Here is an 18937-nt window from a genome sequence, read left to right on the forward strand (position 1 = left end):
CCTTCCCGACTAAAATTCAAATCAAAATCACAAGAAACTCAATTGCTATTTTTCTCTACCTTATCTTGAACACCAATAAACTTCAGCAGTTCGTCTTTTTGCTGCAAAGTATCGTTATGACCTAACTCAATTAAATGCCGACAAAAAGGCACTTCAAATAACACATAACTCAATAAAGTCGATCCATTGGGCCCCATGGCACCAATAACACGATATAGAGAACGCATGATCCATGGCAGAGTAAAAGCATATTTCTGCGCAATCACGTTGATGCCTTCGCTGGGCGCAATCATCATCGCTTCAACCGGGCGCAGTGAAATATTTTTTTCTTTAAACACTTCATGAGGGATCAATTTCAGCGTTTCGTTGATGCGCAGCAAACGCTCCAGATCAACATCCAGGCTATCGACAAAAATACTGTTCAATGCATGTCCCGCAATCTGGGCAAAAGGTGGATAGCTGGTGGTACTAGTACGCTTAGGCTCATCGGTTACTGGTTTACGCACACCAATAATCAGCACTTTATCAGCGCCCAGATGAAGTGCCGGACTAATCGGCGCCATCTGACGCATAGAACCGTCACCAAAAAACTCACGATTTAATTTTACCGCTGGGAAAATAAACGGTATCGATGAAGAAGCCATTAAATGCTCAACTCCGATTTCAACCGGGACACCCAACCGCTGCGCCCTCTTCCAAGGCCTGACCTCTCTTGCTGCTTGATAAAAAGTAACCGACTGCCCTGAGGTATAACCCCATGCGGTCAATCCTAAGGCATGCAACGAACCGGAACGAATACAATGTTGAATAGCGCGAAAAGGAAAGCGGCTACTTAACAATGCTTCCAAAGGAGCATTATCCAGCAAGGAAATTGGATTATGCTGACCGTACTCACTCGACACTAACGATAACATACACCGCAAGGTGTTATGCATCACGCCGACCAGATCCGAGCGATGAATCTGATTTACATGAAAGTTTGACCAAACATCCTCTAACTGCGCTACGCCCTCAGCAAAATTGTTGGCAGCAACGGCGATGCTGGCAGCGTTAATGGCGCCTGCTGATGTTCCACAAATAACAGGAAACGGATTGCGCGACTTGTCCGGCAGCATCTCCGCAATAGCACGCAATACGCCCACTTGATAGGCTGCACGTGCCCCCCCTCCGGTCAGCACAAGCCCGACCTTTGGTGCAACTAGATCTTTCTTTTTTTCATGCACGGACAGCAGACACTAACTTCACTCTTTCCAACGCATCCCGCAAGGTCTCCTCGGGTAAGTTATTAAGTGAATTGGATAAAATTTCAGCCGCCCGGCAAGCCGATTCCGGCAATACTGTACTGTCCAATTTGGCCACAAACATAGCCGCAGCCCCTGTGGCATCCAGCAAACATTGACGCTCATTCATTAAAATCTCCATCTCTTCCCGTAACATGGAAACTTCCAGTCCCTTCAGTATAGTATTGGACATATATTATTCCTTAAAACATTGATACAGTATGTAACCTATGCAATCTTTCAAGCAATATATCAGAACTATAATTCATTTAAGCTTTAAACTCTGTGCGGTTTATCACGCTATTCTTTCAATTTCATGATTCATTAATCAGAAACCATTATTCGCTCACACTATGAACAATCATTTAGCTGCTGAACTATACCCCGAAATCGAGCCCCATAACCAAGGAAAATTACCCTTAGACGAAATTCATACCATGTATTGGGAAGAATCCGGAAACCCTGCCGGAATCCCTGTAATATTTCTGCATGGCGGCCCCGGGGCCGGATCAACCCCAGTGCACCGGCGTTTCTTTGATCCAGACTACTATCGCATTGTCATTTATGATCAAAGAGGCGCAGGCCGCTCGACCCCACTCGGTGAAATTCGAGAAAATACAACTCCCCATTTGATTCGCGACCTGGAATTACTCAGACGACATCTGGAAATTGATCGATGGCTGGTATTTGGAGGCTCTTGGGGCAGCACGTTAGCAATTGCCTACGGCGAAGCACATCCTGAACATTGCCTGGGCTTTATACTGCGGGGAATTTTTCTTTGCCGCAAACAGGAAATTGATTGGTTTCTTTACGGGCTACGCAATTTATTTCCCGAAGCTTGGCATGTTTTAGTCGCCCCACTCTCAACGGAAGAACGCAACAATATTCTTGCGGCTTATTATCAGCGCTTGATGAACCCTGATCCAGCCATACATTTGCCCGCCGCGCGCACTTGGAGTACCTACGAAGGCTCCTGCTCTACACTGTTGCCGAGTCCAGCCACGATCAGTTATTTTGCCAGTGATACCGTCGCGCTGGGCTTAGCACGTATGGAAGCGCACTACTTTAGTCACAACATTTTCCTACCGGAAAACTCTTTACTGAGAAACGTGCACAAACTCCACAACATTCCCGCCACCATTGTGCAAGGACGCTATGATGCAGTCTGCCCGATTGTCAGTGCCGATGATCTGCACCAGGCCTGGCCGCAAGCTGAATACATCATTATTGATGACGCCGGTCATTCGGCTTGGGAGCCCGGTATAAAATCGGCCCTGGTCAAAGCCACCGATCGGTTTAAAACTATCATCAAATAGCTAACAAATAAGCTCACAAGGACAGCTGTATACCAGTTAGAGATTTAAAGATGCAAGCCACACTCGGTCTTAGGTTTTCCAGCCCAACGCCCACAGCGACCATTACCTTTCACTGTGCAATGCGTACAACCTATCGAGGAATATCCCTCTGCCACAAGCGGGTGGAAAGGTAATTTATGTTCGAGAATATAGGCGTCACGTTCTTCACGAGTCACATCAATCATCGGATTAAATTTGATAATTCCGCGACGTTCTTCAAAAATACTTAAACTTGCGCGATGATCCGTCTGCCAACTCATCAAACTTGACACCCAAACATCGTAGTTGGGTTTGATTTCATCTAAGGGGCCGATTTTATTGATCGTGCAGCAAAAATCCGGATCCACCACATATAACTTTTCTTTTTCACTGTACCAATGCTGATATTCATCAGCTCTCAGATCCTTGACTTTAAGATGGTACAACCCAATCAAATAATCCCGATATAACAAGGTTTCTGGAAAATGGAAGCCCGTATCTACAAAAAATATAACCTGCTCCGGACGAATGCGGGAAATAATGTGCAAAAAATAGGCAGAGGTTGCTGCAAAAGAAGATGTCACCATTACTCTCTCAGGATGAAAATCCAAATAAAGATTGCGCAAGCGCTCCTCAAAATTGAGCGGACGATAACGATCATTCAATTCACTAATAGCTTGTGCACTTAGGCCTGCACTATTATGGGTATCATTTTTCTGGGTTACAGTTGTCACTTTAGACATAAAAATTCTCTTTATTAATAAATACAATACCAATATTGTGCATTTAGGATTTCATCACAACCCTGCCAGGGAAAATATTTTTCGTGTTAACGCACAAGTATGAAACCATACAGCCATTTTAGCTGCAATCTAGCGAGTATTCATTAGGACATCAAACATTACGAATTTTTCCGAAGAAATGTTTTTATAGACAAATTACTCAACCTCCAACGCCATAGCTCTACTAATTCTCTAAAATTTAATGCTACTGCAATATGGATGACATCAGCATGTCACGATCGATTGTTAGCATGCTCCTCGCATACATTACCTGTGTGATGAAAGTGATGTATGCGCATACGGATGATGCATTATTGAACACATTCAGTGCTCACAATGGGTCTGGCAATACTTAAAAAATATATCGGAGATTTCACATGAAAATGCAAAAAATGTCTTTATTATCTTTAGTTGCTGCATTGTTATTTGTTAGTTTCAACGCAATGGCCGCATGCGGAGACCAAGTTTTGGCTAAATTATCCACACCTGCCTATGCTAATCTGGATGCATTATTGACACCGGCACAAGTAACAAAATTCAAAAACAAACTCAATGCAGTTAAAGACAATCCTACTTACAATTCACTGCGCAACGAAGCCAATACAGTGGCAGCACTATTAGCCAATGGTCGTGTTCTGATCACACTCCCAGACGGTACCGTAGTGGTTGATACGTCAAAAGGCACAGACAATACCTACGCCAATTATCAGGCTAAAGCAATCAATGAAAACCACAACTCACGCATCGCAATCTTAGATGCTCAACTGTGGGCTTGCGGCGTTGGTTTGGAAACTAAGACCAGCACATCGACAGGCGCCGTGGAAGTTTATTTAGCAAAACGCCTCGGCACTTATCTGAATAGCGCTGGAACCGTAAGACTCTCACATAAATAGTCCTCTTTAAGAACTCAGCTCGCAATGGTGGATTGCAAACGGGTAATCCACCATTTCTCACCACTAAGCCAGCCTTTCCCCTGCAGATTCTTCTTGATAGAAAAATAATATCAATAGGTTACACCTCTAATTGCCAAGCTGATATAAATTACATGCATTTCTGATCACTAATTAACATGTTTGACACATCATCCAGTTTTCGGTATTTTTAAAAGAGCGATGATGTATCCTTTACGCTGATTCATCACAATCCACATCACAATATAGTTAAATAACTAATTAAGTTTCAGTTCAAAATATGAGTTCGCATTACGCTCATATAACAATAAACTTCTATATATAAAAATATACTTGTTATGAAATTACACAAAAAAACCTACTCATTTTATTCCGTCTTTCTGCTGCTTTTATGTAGCATGGTCTTTTTTCTTATTTCAACGCCTGTTATAGCAAATAAATCGGTTTATGGTTATCTTGAGCCCGTAACGCTAACATCAGACAAGATTACACTGACGGCAAAGCTGGATACTGGTGCGGAAACTGCTTCAATATCCGCACAAGACATTCAATTATATGAAAAAGAAGGTGAAGAGTATGTGAAGTTTAAGGTCTCTCACCCCAAGCTGGAGAAAACGCTCCATTATAATTTACCTATTGTTCGTTATTCAAAAATAAAAAGACGCGCTATCGATAGCGCTCAACCTCAAAAATACCATTCACGCCCTGTCGTAAATTTACAAATTCATTTTGATGGAAAACCCTACAAAATCATGGTTAATTTAATTGACCGATCTAGTTTCTCGACACCTATGCTTTTAGGCAGAAAAGCATTAGAAAAAGTTGATGCCATTGTTGACAGTACCGTCGCAAATACGCTTCTAGCAAAAAACAGAAACTATTAAAATAAAAAGATTATCTGTGACACCTTGGGATCTAAGGTGTTGGGGCTTTCATTACAGCAAGATGTCTCGTTCTTCCATTCACCGAAAAATTGAGGGATAGCCTTGGGGTAGTTTCGTCTATGAGAAGGAGAAGCAGTCGCTCCGAGTGATTGCGAGCAGATTAGATACTAAAGCAGTTTGACAAGCAGTCGGAATAATTTTCTCATTACACTACAATCAACCAAGTTTTTAACAAGACTGAAAATGACAAATATTATATTGCAAGATTCGATATCTTTTTTCTAATGTAGATTTGCAAATATGAGTAAGGCGTTTACCAAAGAAAATGAAAACGACGATGATCTGGACGATACGCCGAAATTACCGCAAAGCGTCAGAAACTATATTACGCCCAGCGGTTATCAGCGATTAAGAAATGAATTCGACCAGTTATGGAAAGTGGAGCGCCCAGAATTGGTAAAAACCATTACCTGGGCAGCCTCCAATGGTGATCGCTCAGAAAATGGTGATTACATATACGGCAAAAAACGCTTACGTGAAATTGATCGCCGTCTGCGCTTTTTATCCAAACGACTAGATAATGCGGAAATAGTTGATCCCTCGCAGCGTGGTGAATGCGACCAGGTTTTTTTTGGCGCCACCGTGATGATCTGCAATGACCAAGGCGAAAAGCAAATTTACAGTATTGTCGGCATGGACGAGGCAGACCCCGGATGTGGTCGTATCAGTTGGATTTCACCGCTAGCTAAAGCTTTGCTCAAGGCACGTGAAGGTGATGTTGTAACGCTGCATACTCCGGGTGGAATGGAAGAACTAGAAGTAATAAAAGTTCATTATCAAGCACTATGAAAAAAGGCCTCATCCTATCTAACGAAGGGCGCGTATTGAGAAATCATCGATCGAAATCAATGAGTAAAGAATCCAAGACGACCATACGTGTTACAGAAATCACCATTGTTTCCAGTCATTCGAACGGAGAAGCAAGGCGCGCTGAGTTAAAAAGAGCAACAAGTCTGTTTCTGTTTGAATATTTGTTCTCAGCACAGCAGGTCAACCAAACTTGCCAGTAATGTAATCCTCGGTAGCTTTCTCTTTGGGTCTGGTAAAAATTGTATTTGTTTCACCAAACTCGACTAATTTCCCCAGATACATATAGGCGGTAAAATCGGAAACTCGTGCTGCCTGCTGCATATTATGAGTGACAATAACGATGGTGTAATCTTGCTTAAGTTGAAAAATAAGCTCTTCAATATGTGCGGTAGAAATCGGGTCCAGCGCTGAAGTTGGTTCGTCAAGTAGCACGACTTCAGGCCTCACTGCAATGGTGCGGGCAATGCACAGGCGTTGTTGCTGTCCGCCAGAAAGACTCATGCCGCTTTGATTCAGCTTATCCTTAACTTCTTCCCATAATGCGGCTTTCTGTAATGCCCATTCGACTCGTTCCATTAACTCGCAACGGTTTAAACTTTCATACAACTTCACGCCAAATGCCACATTATCAAAAATGGACATTGGAAAAGGCGTCGGCTTTTGAAATACCATGCCCATTTTAGCGCGCAGGATATTAATATCCTGTTTTTTATCAAGAATGTTTGCACCATCCATCATAATTTCGCCCTGAGCCACCTGGCTTGGATACAGTTGATACATTCGGTTAAGCGTACGCAATAACGTAGATTTCCCGCAACCGGATGGACCAATAAATGCGGTAATCTTTTTCTCCAAAATGTTCATGTTGACCGACTTCAGTGCATGGTGTCTGCCATAGTAAAAGTTCAAATTATTGATGATCACTTTGGCATCAGCTCGTTTTCTTTGATTGGTATTCATCGCAGCCTTAAATTCAGACACTTGTTCCTTGAGTTGCGAGTACTCATGCGACCCAAATAATTTACTATAAAACAATATCTGCTGATTTTTCATATTCATGACCTATTGTCTTATTTATCCATTTTCTTCATTAATGATCCGGCAATTGGCGATAAAGTAGTCTTAAGCTAGCAATGTCTGCTTACGCAAAAAAAAGCGTGCGATGATATTGAGTCCCAATACGCTCAATGTTATCAACAATGCCCCAGCCCATGCCAATTCCTGCCATGATTCATACGGACTCATAGCAAACTGAAATATAACTACAGGTAAATTCGCCATAGGTTGATTCATGTCTATAGTCCAAAATTGATTATTCAGTGCTGTGAAAAGTAACGGGGCAGTCTCTCCACTGATACGCGCAATTGCCAGCAGCACACCAGTCAGTATGCCGACTTCGGAAGCGCGCCAGGTCACCAGTGTAACCACTTTCCATGGAGGGGCACCTAAAGCTGCTGCTGCTTCACGTAGACTATCCGGAATCAATCTCAACATATCCTCCGTAGTGCGCACAACAACAGGAATGACGATCATCGAAAGCGCCAGAGCGCCCGCCCAGCCGGAAAAATGGCCAACTCTAGCCACATAGACGGTATAAACAAACAATCCAATGACGATAGACGGTGCAGATAGCAGAATATCGTTAATGAAGCGGGTGGCGGAAGCTAACCAACCGTGTTGGCCAAATTCAGCCAAATATGTGCCTGCCAGAATACCCACAGGTGTCCCGATTAAAGTAGCCAATATCACCATCATCAGGCTGCCAATAATCGCATTGAGCAATCCGCCTGTATTACCTGGCGCTGGCGTCATCTCAGTAAATAACGCAACACTGATGCCATCCAGTCCCTTGCTAATGAGGATGAACAATATCCAAAACAACCAGAACAGACCAAAAATCATTGCTAAGATTGAGAAGGTCAGATGCATTGCATTGATCATGCGTCGTCGGGTATAAATTGGAATCATATAGACCTTTAAGTAGTAGCACCTTCGCGTTTCTTCAGTTGCAACAACAAAATTTTAGAGCAGGCCAATACAACAAAAGTGATAAAGAACAAAATCAAACCTAATTCGATCAAGGCCGAGGTATACAATTCACCATCGGCTTCGGCAAATTCATTGGCCAGCGCCGAAGCAATACTGTTACCTGGCATAAAAAGAGACGCGTGCAACTGATGTGCGTTACCAATCACAAACGTAACAGCCATGGTTTCACCTAAAGCACGCCCAAGGCCGAGCATGATCCCGCCGATAACACCGGTCTTGGCGTAAGGCAAAACCACGTTCCAAATTACTTCCCAAGTGGTAGCACCAAAAGCATAAGCCGATTCTTTCAGCATGGAAGGTACAATCTCGAACACATCACGCATGACGGCAGCAATAAAAGGTATCACCATGATTGCCAGAATAATGCCGGCCGTTAGAACACCTATTCCCATAAACGCACCTTCAAACAGAAATCCAATGCCTGATAATTCCCCAAAGGTATCCCACAACCAAGGCTGTACAGTGCTGGCAAAAAATGGGGCAAAAACAAACAAACCCCACATACCGTAAATGATGCTGGGAATTCCGGCTAACAGCTCTATCGCAGTCCCAAACGGGCGGCGCAGCCACAGCGGAGATAATTCCGTAAGGAACAGCGCGATGCCAAAACTCACCGGAATACCAATCGACAGCGCAATGATAGCGGTAACTAAAGTACCTACAATTGGCACCAATGCACCGAATTTCTCTGTAACAGGGTTCCACTCCGAACTGATGAGGAAGCCAAAACCAAAAGCTTTAATGGTAGGCATGCCACCCACAACAAGCGAACCTATCAGTGTAATCAGCAAAACTAAAACGAGCACGGTAAAAAACCAAGTTATTTTCTGAAATAACTGATCTAGTAGCTGCTGCTTTCTTAGCTTTGCTATCGAAATAATTTTTGACATTGATTTTTGTGCATGCCTGTAATAGCAACGCGTAGGTTATCCTCGTGCACTACTCATTAGCAGTGTATATCGCCCGGCCATCCTTACCTTTGATATTGGCTTCCCAGGAAGCTTTAATCAGGGCAACAAGATTGCCCGGCAGTGGAATGTAATCCAACTCCAACGCCGCATGATTGCCATGAGCATAGACCCACTCAAAAAACTTCAAAACGTGCATCGCATGCACTGGTTTATCTTGGGATTTATGCATTAGAACAAATGTTGCTCCTGTAATCGGCCAACTATCTGGTCCTGGCTTGTTAGTCAGAATTTCATAAAAACCAGAAGCCTCATCCCACTCAGCATTGACTGCAGAAGCTCTGAAACTTTCTTCAGTAGGTAGTACATAATTGCCTGCCAAATTTTGTAATTGCACAAAATTCAGCTTGTTCTGTTTTACGTAAGCTGCCTCGACATAACCAATCGAATTCTTGATTTGCTTTACGAAATTGGCTACGCCTTCATTGCCTTTCCCGCCCGTACCCATCGGCCAAGCCACTGAAGTAGCTGCACCTACTTTAGCTTTCCACTCCGGACTCACTTTACTTAAATAATCAGTAAACAAGAAAGTAGTGCCGGAACCATCTGCGCGATGAACTATCGCGATATTGCTGGTTGGCAAAATAATGCCCTCATTCAACGCAACAATGGACGAATCATTCCAACGCCTGATCTTTCCCAGAAAAATATCGGCCAAAATTTTCCCAGTTAATTTAATCTGACCTGCTTCGATTCCTTCAAGGTTGGTAATCGGCACCACACCACCCAGCACCGTGGGAAATTGTGTCAAACCATCTTTCTCCAGCTCTTCAACTGTCAGAGGCTTGTCAGATGCCCCGAAATCCACCGTGCCAGCCTTGATTTGTTTGATACCGCCACCCGAACCAATGGATTGATAATTTAATCGGATGCCTGTTTCTTTGTTATACATATCCGCCCACTTAGCATAAACCGGGTAAGGAAAAGTAGCCCCAGCGCCGGTAATATTGGCGGCTGTCGCTATCGATGCTGTCCACAGTAGTGCTGCAGTAACTACCAACGCCCGACTGAAGTGCAATTTCATTTGGATTCTCCGAGAACATAGATCTGGAATAAAATGAAATCTTAGTCACTTGATGTGACAGAGTGATGACAAACGGATTGCTTTTGAAAATCCCCTCAGTAACTGCAAGCAGCCAGGAAGCTGAGGGGAAGAATAGTTAGGAAATAATAAAAACATAGAACCCAATTCAACACGCCCACGATCTCCAGGATTGTTGTGACACTTAAACTGCTCAAGTGCTTGGGTTAAGCGGTTATTTTCTAATGCACAGAAAAGGAGGACATAGAAAAATTATTGAGAAGAAATTACTGAACACCATGCCTAGCTGATTTTAATATTCGTAGATTTTATTACGTGATGCTGAGAGCTTATTTTCCTGTGAGAATTTCGTACTAATGTGATGTATTTTATTTCCAGGCCTATTGCAAATAATAGCAAGCAATAAATAGGCTGAATAAAGATAAAGTCCCACGAATAATCCTGAAATACTCCCCCAGTCAACAGTCAGCTCATAAAATGCAATGCCGGCAATGATACTGAGCAACACGAAACACATAGATGCAGCAACACGCACCAATAAATTATTAATTTTCATATAAAACTCCTTATTGAAGATTATTAACTGATTATTCCTCGACCCGACTCAACCGTTTGTTGGTAATGATCATGGTCTTGTCATTTCCGGTACCGGAATGCTGGATGTTTACAAACAACGTATGCGGATCCTTACCAAAATAGATACCGGTACCTTCCGCAGCAGCATCTTTCAATGAAGCGAACAAATACACACCGTCACTAAAACCATCCCCATCTTCATCAGGCAAAGCAACCCAGATATCGCTGTTCTCGTTATCCTCGACAATCCACAATTTGCCGTCCGAACTACTCGTCAAATTATCGGGTCTCATGAATCCGGTTATGCCGGTTGTTGTCTTTGTGGGCCTAACTTCATAAGGAACGTTCACTCCAGGCTGGACGAAATAACTCACCACCGGAGCCGATGTCATCTTGATAGACAATATTGCACCGGGACCGTTGGAATTGGACGGATCGGTAGCGTCCTCACAGGTCAATGCTGCAAACAAAGTATGCTTAATACGCTCCAAATCCTCCGGACGGCAAAAAGACGTAGCGCCGACGGCTTGGGCAGCAATCCTGGCATTGGTCTGCACTTGATTCATATCCAGCGCAACCCATTCAGCCACACCCGTTTTGATGCCATTTTTTACCCGTAAGGCATATAACTGGCCACTGCTCAAGTCGCCATAAACATCCGGCACGAACTTGTAGATCGAACCCGTTTCAGTTTCATCGATAACGTAGACATTGCCTTCATCGTCGATTTCAATGCCTTCGTGAGAGAGAGATCCCAACATGGGGCGAACTTTGATTGCTGCTACGGTGGCCGGATCATCCTGGACAAATATCATTTCGTACAACATGCCACTCTCTGCATTCGGTGCATCAGGATCTGGGAGTACGGCCGCAATCATTTCTTCAGCGAAAAGAAGTGTTTGCCAAGGCGTCCATACTAAACCATCCAGAGCTTCCCAATCAGCGCGTTGTGCCAAAACACTAGCTTTACCGGTTTCCAAATCCACAATGGAAACAGCACCACCGGCATAAGAACCAAGACCTGGTCGCACTTCATGTGTGCGATACAAATAACGACCCGCATATTTTCCAGTCTCGTTGACGGTATTCATGTCGGGCAAATCATTCGCACCCGGATAAATATCCAAATGTCGTTCGTCTGAAATAATATGTTGTGTAAAACCCTTGGGTATGACCCAAGGCTCGCTATTAAGAATGAACGGATCGGTTGTTGTTTGCTCATAAGCTGAAGCTGTGATAGGTTTGAAACTCATAAGGCCATCCACCAGCACCGCCTCCGCATAAACCCAGGTGGTCAACACGGCACAAACCGGTAGTGCCCAAGTTGATTTATTCATGAATTCTCTCCTAAGCTAAGAATTGAGTTATTTTCGATTCACTACAGAGCAAACACTTATTGTTGTCTATGCACGCAACTTTATAGATCTAATATGAAATGCTGATGTCAGACAAATGAATTTTTGATGAATACTTGGTGTCACTGATACTCAGCAATCAGTAGCACAAGAAAACTCGCACCGCTCAGATTAAGCGCTTCGAATATTTTTAAATAAAAAATCGCTGGTTCCCCGGAAGGAAAATCCAGCGATCTCTTCTGAACAAACAAGCTGAGTAATTTTGATCGAAAACTTCAGCCTGGATACAACGGAAATAGAACTTTTAAAGCTGGCACAAATTAATTGAGATTAAATGTCCATTCTCTCGTCCAATCATCGTTTTCATCCCTGAATGCACCCACATAATCAACCACGCTAAAGAAAGGATCATTCACTGCAGCACCACCCAGTGTCAATGGTGAACCTGAGGCTGGCAAATAACCATTCAACAAAGGATCTCCCGTTTGATTCTCAGATTGAGATAAGAACCAATCCGAGGTTGTAAACGCAGCACCTTCACCATCCGCGAAATTGCTGGCACAATTGACAAATGAATTTTGGATGGTTAAACCACCACTCAAACTGCCAGGAGCGCCTGCATTAGCAAAGGTTCTCTCGCCATCGATCATTAAGCATGTAGGACTGCCGGTAATAACGGAATTCCAAATATTGGCACCTGTCCCACGACGCAACAACACGCCTTGTGTAGCCGAATCACCTGTACGACCTATAATCGTCAAATTGGAAAGAATAGGCTGAGCACGAGGAAGGCTATCTTGGTCTCTCTCGTTATTGTCAGCTTCAATGCCGCGATCGCCAATAGTTGCTGCTTGTTTTATTAAAGCAAACTGTACACGACCTTGCCAGCCATTTGACCAATCCAAAGAATCATCCTGGGCGTTAGTTATTACCAGATGCTTCATTTGCGCGGTGCCGCCAAAAAGCTCTATCCCATCATCCAAACCTTCGTGAACCTGCACATAATCAATAAGCGTCCCTGAACCAACACCGTTGAGCGTAAAGCCATTGAGCTCTTCATCTGGGCGTACTGCAGTCCCTGCAAAACGAATTTGTGTGTACTTAATAACGCCACTATTATCAGCTGGATTGTTGCCGCCATAGAGCTCACTAACAATCGCCTCAAATGGAACTTCACAGACAGGCACACCTTCGTTACAACCATTGACCGGTGCGTTGCCGGAAATCAGCAAGCCACCCCATTCTCCAGCCGCCACCTCATTCGGGCCAGTCATGACAATCGGATTGTCGGGTGTGCCTTCAGCCATAATTCTAGAACCACGTCTGATCCACAGATACGCCGCCTGATCGCCCTGACCTCCTATGCCAATAATTCTTGTTCCAGGGTTGATAGTAAGTGTGGCACTCAGCGCATTGTCACCTCCGATAAAAACAGGACCCTGCAATAACCACGCAATGTTTTTGGTCAAAGTAATATTTGAAGTAATCTCGCCACTCAGAATACAAGAATTTTCTGTTGGGCCTTGTTGCGCAAAACCTGGGCAACCTTGAAACGTATTTGTAGTCAGTTGATCAACCGTGAAGCTCATTGGATTTGATCCGGGCACTAGCTTTAACTTAGCATAAAAACTATCTGTTCCAACCGTCACTGAAGCCACATGAACTGAACTCGTATCGGAGTCAAACACGTTACGCTGCCCCGTTGTAGCTGCAATAGAATTGGCCGAAATCAGTTGCAATTCGTTTCCAATAAGCTGTAACTGAGCATTGTAGAATGCCGACGTTCCGCCGCTTAAAACCTCGACAACGGGAAGATCAACAATACCTGATGCTGGATCGTATGTGGCCGTAGCCTGTACATTCAACGCAGCTGCGCTCAATAGCACTGCTGATGCAGTCATTAATTTTTCTTTTATATATTTTAATTCGAACATGATTTACCCACCTCCAAGTTTTTTATAGGGTAAGCAAATCTAGCAGGCCAACATGACAGGGATATTACATTCTCATGTAAATTAAAATAACCGAGGTATCGAGAACAAATATCTTCTTTGCTTTCTTGACATAGAAAATTAAATTAGTAAAAACGATATTGGCAATTATCAGATACTGCTACAAAACGCAAGTTTGCAAAAACTAATTTACTCTGTTTTATAGAAAGAGAAAGGTGCCACATGCATATAAACCGGCGTGGCACCTTATTGATATCCTAAAAATTAATTCAGGGCTTTACCTAGATTCAGAAATTGCGTTTCGCCAGTGGAATTGTCAACCCCGTCATTGTCGGTAACGACATAAACTGTTCCGTCCGTTGTTCTTGCCAATCCTTCCAATTTGTCGTGAACCCAGCCCTTACTAGCCTGCATCACGGGTAATACATCAACAGCCAGTGTTTTATTAAGTATTGGAAAATTACCTTCTGTCTGTGTTTTGGGCGTAACGCCACTGATATCTATACGATAAACACGTTTGATGCGTGCATCCGGTCCAGCCTGATTATCACGCTCGATGATCGCAAACTTACCATGACCCAATGCGGTAATTTCCGATAATCCCACAAAACCGCCCGCAGGAGACTCCACCGGATCAAGAGGATAGTAAAAGAATTTCCATCCACCTTCATCGACGGAGGGATCTAAATCCAAAGCCGGTGTATATTGCGCAATTCGTACCATGCCAACTGGATCATTTTTCCATTCCCGCTGAAACGCCACGTAAACCTGCTCATTAACACCCACTTTACCGGTTACGGCAACACCTTCAAAACCGTTGCTTTGCTGTAATTCTTCAACTGCGACGGGCAAGCGAATCTCACGCACTACTGTGCCATCACTGCGAGCCTCAATTAATAAATTACGCGTTGTGGATGTACCTGCACCTTCAGATACAAGCCAGAAACTACCATTACTGCGTTGCGCAATTCCCTCAAGATCATAATTAACGCTTGCACCATCCTTTAACAATGGTATTGCGCTAGTAATTATTGCCGGATGATCGCTGATATCTATACTATAAATGCGACTTTCGTTATAGAAACTATCATGGACAGTATAAAGTCGATCTGCATCATACTTATCGGAAGATAACGCTGATAATGCGCCCCAAGCGATCGGTTTGCCATCTGGCTGTCGTATGGATTTGATTTGAGGATAAGCCGCTGGTTTATGTTCTAGACGAAAGATATTGATTTGAGAACGCACGGGAGAATCAACCTCGGTCGATGCAACAAAAAGTTTGCGGCTGGGAATGGCAAGCAAGCCTTCCGGACCGGCACCAGTGGGCAACATCTGTTTATATTTTAGTTTGCTGCCATCAGCTTTATATACGCCGACAAAATTTCCCCGTTCGGATCCGACAAAAATAAAAGTTTCATTTTTATAGCGACCGGTTGTGATTCCTTCTGGCTCAGTGCCTTTGTTATCAGAACGCTTTTCCGGATAATGACCTGCTGCTGCGGCCAAATACTCAAATTTTGTACCGGAATCATACAGTACTTTGCCATTACGATTGAACATACTGAAGCCACGACTGCCACCAAAAAGATCTCCTTCATTAGCAGTAACTATTTTATTATTATCCAACCAGGCAATACCATCGGGCTCGCGCGCAACATCTGTTAAAGTGCTGGTGAAGTCAATTAATTTATTATCAGCGATATCAATACCGTCGAGCGTCACGGCTCCGGCGTTGAAATGCTGAAGCACTTTGCCGTTAACAAGATTAACAAACACAATATGATTGTTTTCCTGCATAGTGACAGCGGCAATGTTGCGCTGATTGATGCTGACAAACTCTGGTTCCGGATCATCACTGCCATAAAACGCCAAACCAGTTAGATCAACTCGGCGCACGCCCCAATTTTCGGGTGCACCAACCAGATCAATAATATTCAGATAACCTGCTGGCGGTTGGGGCAAGCCACCTTCCACATCAGATACCGTGATATCCTCATCGCGTTCGTTTTCTATCACAACAGCAGCATATCTGCCATCCGGACTGGTGGCGACCGAATCCGGCTGCCCACCCATATCGATTTCACGAATCGCTGAACAACTAGAAACGTTCGATAGGCATGAAGGTACATGATACACAGCCAGAATGCCTGAAGGTTCCAGAAAACTAGCTGAAGTATTGACGCCAACCAAAGCATAATCGCCAGAAACAGCAACGGATGTTGGTTCTCCGACTGTATCTAATGTGCCCAAGCCGGCTGGATTTTCTGCATCATGAATATCTACAAATCCAATTTTACCGGTTGGACTATCTGTGTAAATTAGAGTATTGCCATCCTTACTTGCTGCCACAATCTCAGCCACCGTTTCGCTGACTCCGTTTTTGTCGCAGCTCGTATTTTCACATACCAAATAAGTGGCGATGCGTTGGAAGTAAGCTGGGCTGGATTCTTTGCTGTCAGCAGAAACCAGGCTTGGAAGCGTTGCGAGTAGTGCAAGACTTAAAGCGCTTTTTGTAAGACAAAGTACTTTTCTGGAAAATTTCATAATAAAAGACCCTTAATTGAATTGCCTAAATGTTAATTTTTCGCTAGGTAATGAAGTTGTATTGGTTAAATCCAAATTCGTTCCCTTTAAGGATGCTAAAGGAAATTTATTACGCGTTTATTGCGGGCACGTGTCAAACAATAGACAAATGATGGGCTCGGTCAGAGCAATGAGCTGACCATTGAAAAAGAAGTTTATTTTGGATATTCACACAGCTGTATTTTGGCGAAGAGTATAGAATGTCATTGAACTTGCAATTTATTTGTCATTGATTCGTCATTTTATTGTTATTGCCCTGTCACTTATTGCGATTAAAGTAATCGATATTTTCAAACCAATAAGAAGGGGCAATTTATGAGCAGCAAACTTCATCCGGATGGAAAGCTCAATCCTAGCGATGTAACCAGTAATGACGGTGGTAACAGCGCGCTGCAAGAAATAATCGAACAGCGCAAACTTACACGTCGCGATTTTCTTATAACTTCTGCGGGTACTACAGCAACCGTCACCGCTTTATCCGTACTCAGTAATGTGGCAATTGGTGAAATATTAAATGGTACTAAAGCGCCACAAAGTATGAATTCTTTGGGAGCAATCGATTTTACCCCGATAAGTGCCAATACTGTGCCTATGACAGATGGTGTGACTGTACCAACAGGATATTCAGCCAGAGTTTTAGTTTCCTGGGGAGATTCCTTGACTCATGAATCTCACTGGGACACGGTAAGTGCTATAGATGAATCAACACAATCGCATTGCTATGGAGCACACACGGATGGGATGCATTATTTTCCTTTTCCGGGCCCGTTTGGCAATAAGCGCGGCCTACTGGTTACTAATAGCGAATATTGTGATCCTCCTCTGGTAAATAACATAGTTCCTGCGGCTAATTACGCGACAACTACGATTACGCTTGATATGGTTCGCGCTCAGCAGGCTGCCCATGGCGTTAATATTGTGACAATTGATAAGAAAAATCAGCAATGGCGGGTTAATCGACATTCACGACTTAATCGCCGCATCACAGGGAATACTCTTTGCAAGATCAGTGGTCCTGCTGCTGGACACAAATTAATGAAAACGGCGGCAGATCCTCGTGGTACCCAGGTACTCGGGACGCTCAACAATTGTGCGCATGGCTATACGCCTTGGGGCACCTACCTTACTTGCGAGGAAAACTGGAATGGTTACTTTTCCAACGAAACCGACGATGTGGCAGGAGAGTCCAACCCAGATCGTAAACTTAAAACTATTCAGAATCAGCTCCGATATGGTGTGGTCAAAGGTGGTTTCGGCTATCGCTGGCACGAAGTTGACGAACGTTTCCGTGCTGATTTGCATCCTAATGAATCGAATCGTTTTGGGTGGATAGTGGAAATTGATCCCTGGGATCCAAAAGATACTCCGATTAAACGCACAGCCATGGGTAGAATGAAGCATGAAGGCGCGCAGGTTGTGATTGATCATAAGGATCAAGTTGCTTTCTATATGGGCGACGACGAAAGAAATGAATATATTTATAAGTTTGTTTGCGACAAGAAATTTAATCGAAAAGACCATGATAAGAACCGGCACATGCTGGATCACGGTAAATTATACGTGGCTAAATTTAACGCAGATGGTAGCGGCCAATGGTTGCCCTTGATATGGGGCAAGAATGGGCTGACGCGAGAGAATGGTTTTGCCGATCAGGCAGAAGTACTCATCAAGACACGCCAAGCAGCCGATCGCTTGGGTGCCACCATGATGGATCGTCCCGAATGGGGAGCTGTTCATCCCCTGACCGGTGAGATTTACATGACACTTACTAATAATAATCGTCGTGGCAATTTGCCTGCTTCAAGTAATAATATTGACGGAACCACTGTTGCTGGTAGCGCGAATCCATCGATCGATGCAGCCAATCCACGTCCTGATAACGATTTCGGTCAAATTATTCGTTGGCAAGAACAAAAAGGACGTGTGAATGCCACTAGCTTCAAATGGGATATATTTGTGCAATGTGGGGATAAGGCTAACGCCAAAAGTTTGGGGAGTAGCTACAATACCGCTGGTCACGATGGATATCAAGGTAATATCAATGGTGATGACTATGGTTCACCTGATGGGCTGTGGTTTGACCGTGAGGGTCGTTTGTGGATTCAGACTGATCAGATTGGTGATGGCAGCGGAGATTGGATCAACATTGGCGGTAATGTGATGATGTGCGCAGATTCTGCTACTGGCGAGACCAAACGTTTTCTAACCAGCCCACCTAATTGTGAAGTGACCGGAGTTATTACTACACCTGATAGCAGAACAATGTTTGTAGGCATTCAGCATCCAGGCGAAGATAGAAGCGGCCTCGCAAATTCGGACAGTCCGATAAGTGGTAATCTTGCTCAACC

17 protein-coding genes are annotated in these 18937 nt (G+C 43.8%); 6 read left to right on the top strand and 11 right to left on the bottom strand.

From position 1 onward, the window contains the following. Positions 1 to 38 precede the first annotated feature (38 nt). Together QZV86_RS04140 and QZV86_RS04145 are read right to left on the bottom strand one after the other, a co-directional pair. Entirely contained in the window at positions 39 to 1223 is a 1185-nt protein-coding gene (locus tag QZV86_RS04140) for a patatin-like phospholipase family protein (RefSeq protein WP_295624325.1), read from the bottom strand. After that, positions 1216 to 1473, bottom strand: a complete 258-nt coding sequence (locus tag QZV86_RS04145; protein WP_295624327.1) for a hypothetical protein — start codon at positions 1471 to 1473, stop codon at positions 1216 to 1218. Before QZV86_RS04145 ends, QZV86_RS04140 begins: the two co-directional genes overlap by 8 nt. A gap of 160 nt (positions 1474 to 1633) precedes the next feature. On the opposite strand from QZV86_RS04145, the gene pip reads away from it, so the two are divergent. Further along, on the top strand, positions 1634 to 2596 hold the full coding sequence (gene pip / locus QZV86_RS04150; protein ID WP_295624330.1) for a prolyl aminopeptidase: 963 nt from the start codon (positions 1634 to 1636) through the stop codon (positions 2594 to 2596). A gap of 44 nt (positions 2597 to 2640) precedes the next feature. On the opposite strand, the gene QZV86_RS04155 is transcribed toward pip, so the two are convergent. Beyond that, positions 2641 to 3357 carry a phosphoadenylyl-sulfate reductase gene (locus tag QZV86_RS04155; RefSeq protein WP_295624332.1) on the bottom strand — a complete coding sequence of 239 codons (717 nt, stop codon included), beginning with the start codon at positions 3355 to 3357 and terminating at the stop codon, positions 2641 to 2643. A 416-nt stretch (positions 3358 to 3773) separates the two neighbouring features. Between QZV86_RS04155 and QZV86_RS04160 the strand changes: the two genes are divergently transcribed. From QZV86_RS04160 to QZV86_RS04175, 4 genes are all read left to right on the top strand, one after another. Next, positions 3774 to 4289: a hypothetical protein gene (locus QZV86_RS04160; RefSeq protein WP_295624333.1), complete on the top strand. Its 516-nt coding sequence runs from the start codon at positions 3774 to 3776 to the stop codon at positions 4287 to 4289. 356 nt (positions 4290 to 4645) lie between these two features. Next, positions 4646 to 5191 carry a RimK/LysX family protein gene (locus QZV86_RS04165; protein ID WP_295624336.1) on the top strand — a complete coding sequence of 182 codons (546 nt, stop codon included), beginning with the start codon at positions 4646 to 4648 and terminating at the stop codon, positions 5189 to 5191. Positions 5192 to 5491: 300 nt separating this feature from the next. Next, on the top strand, positions 5492 to 6040 hold the full coding sequence (gene greB / locus QZV86_RS04170; protein ID WP_295624338.1) for a transcription elongation factor GreB: 549 nt from the start codon (positions 5492 to 5494) through the stop codon (positions 6038 to 6040). Continuing rightward, positions 6037 to 6261, top strand: coding sequence for a hypothetical protein (locus QZV86_RS04175; RefSeq protein WP_295624340.1), 225 nt, complete (start codon positions 6037 to 6039; stop codon positions 6259 to 6261). The genes greB and QZV86_RS04175 overlap by 4 nt, the downstream gene beginning before the upstream one ends. Here the strand turns inward: QZV86_RS04175 and pstB are convergent. The 8 genes from pstB to QZV86_RS04215 all read right to left on the bottom strand — a co-directional run bounded on the left by pstB (position 6242) and on the right by QZV86_RS04215 (position 16550). Further along, the gene (pstB, locus tag QZV86_RS04180; protein ID WP_295624360.1) at positions 6242 to 7021 is read right to left on the bottom strand and encodes a phosphate ABC transporter ATP-binding protein PstB; all 780 of its coding nucleotides are present in this window, start codon (positions 7019 to 7021) and stop codon (positions 6242 to 6244) included. The two genes, QZV86_RS04175 and pstB, sit on opposite strands and share 20 nt — an antisense overlap. A gap of 162 nt (positions 7022 to 7183) precedes the next feature. Beyond that, complete coding sequence (gene pstA / locus QZV86_RS04185; protein WP_295624342.1) at positions 7184 to 8029, bottom strand: phosphate ABC transporter permease PstA; 846 nt, start codon at positions 8027 to 8029, stop codon at positions 7184 to 7186. Between the two features lie 8 nt (positions 8030 to 8037). After that, entirely contained in the window at positions 8038 to 9000 is a 963-nt protein-coding gene (pstC, locus tag QZV86_RS04190; RefSeq protein ID WP_295624344.1) for a phosphate ABC transporter permease subunit PstC, read from the bottom strand. Positions 9001 to 9049: 49 nt separating this feature from the next. Next, positions 9050 to 10102 (bottom strand): phosphate ABC transporter substrate-binding protein PstS, encoded by a 1053-nt coding sequence (pstS, locus tag QZV86_RS04195; RefSeq protein ID WP_295624346.1) that lies wholly within the window; start codon positions 10100 to 10102, stop codon positions 9050 to 9052. A gap of 310 nt (positions 10103 to 10412) precedes the next feature. Further along, positions 10413 to 10676 carry a hypothetical protein gene (locus QZV86_RS04200; RefSeq protein ID WP_295624348.1) on the bottom strand — a complete coding sequence of 88 codons (264 nt, stop codon included), beginning with the start codon at positions 10674 to 10676 and terminating at the stop codon, positions 10413 to 10415. Between the two features lie 31 nt (positions 10677 to 10707). Continuing rightward, positions 10708 to 12033, bottom strand: a complete 1326-nt coding sequence (locus QZV86_RS04205) for an alkaline phosphatase PhoX (RefSeq protein WP_295624350.1) — start codon at positions 12031 to 12033, stop codon at positions 10708 to 10710. Positions 12034 to 12371: 338 nt separating this feature from the next. Continuing rightward, positions 12372 to 13985, bottom strand: a complete 1614-nt coding sequence (locus QZV86_RS04210; RefSeq protein WP_295624352.1) for a hypothetical protein — start codon at positions 13983 to 13985, stop codon at positions 12372 to 12374. Positions 13986 to 14267: 282 nt separating this feature from the next. Then, positions 14268 to 16550, bottom strand: a complete 2283-nt coding sequence (locus QZV86_RS04215) for an esterase-like activity of phytase family protein (RefSeq protein WP_295624354.1) — start codon at positions 16548 to 16550, stop codon at positions 14268 to 14270. Between the two features lie 354 nt (positions 16551 to 16904). Here QZV86_RS04215 and QZV86_RS04220 point away from each other — a divergent pair. Further along, the coding region (locus tag QZV86_RS04220) for a PhoX family phosphatase (protein WP_295624356.1) at positions 16905 to 18937 on the top strand (2033 nt) is incomplete at its 3' end.

The sequence above is a fragment of the uncultured Nitrosomonas sp. genome, assembly GCF_902826915.1.
In the GTDB taxonomy this organism is placed as follows: Bacteria; Pseudomonadota; Gammaproteobacteria; order Burkholderiales; family Nitrosomonadaceae; genus Nitrosomonas.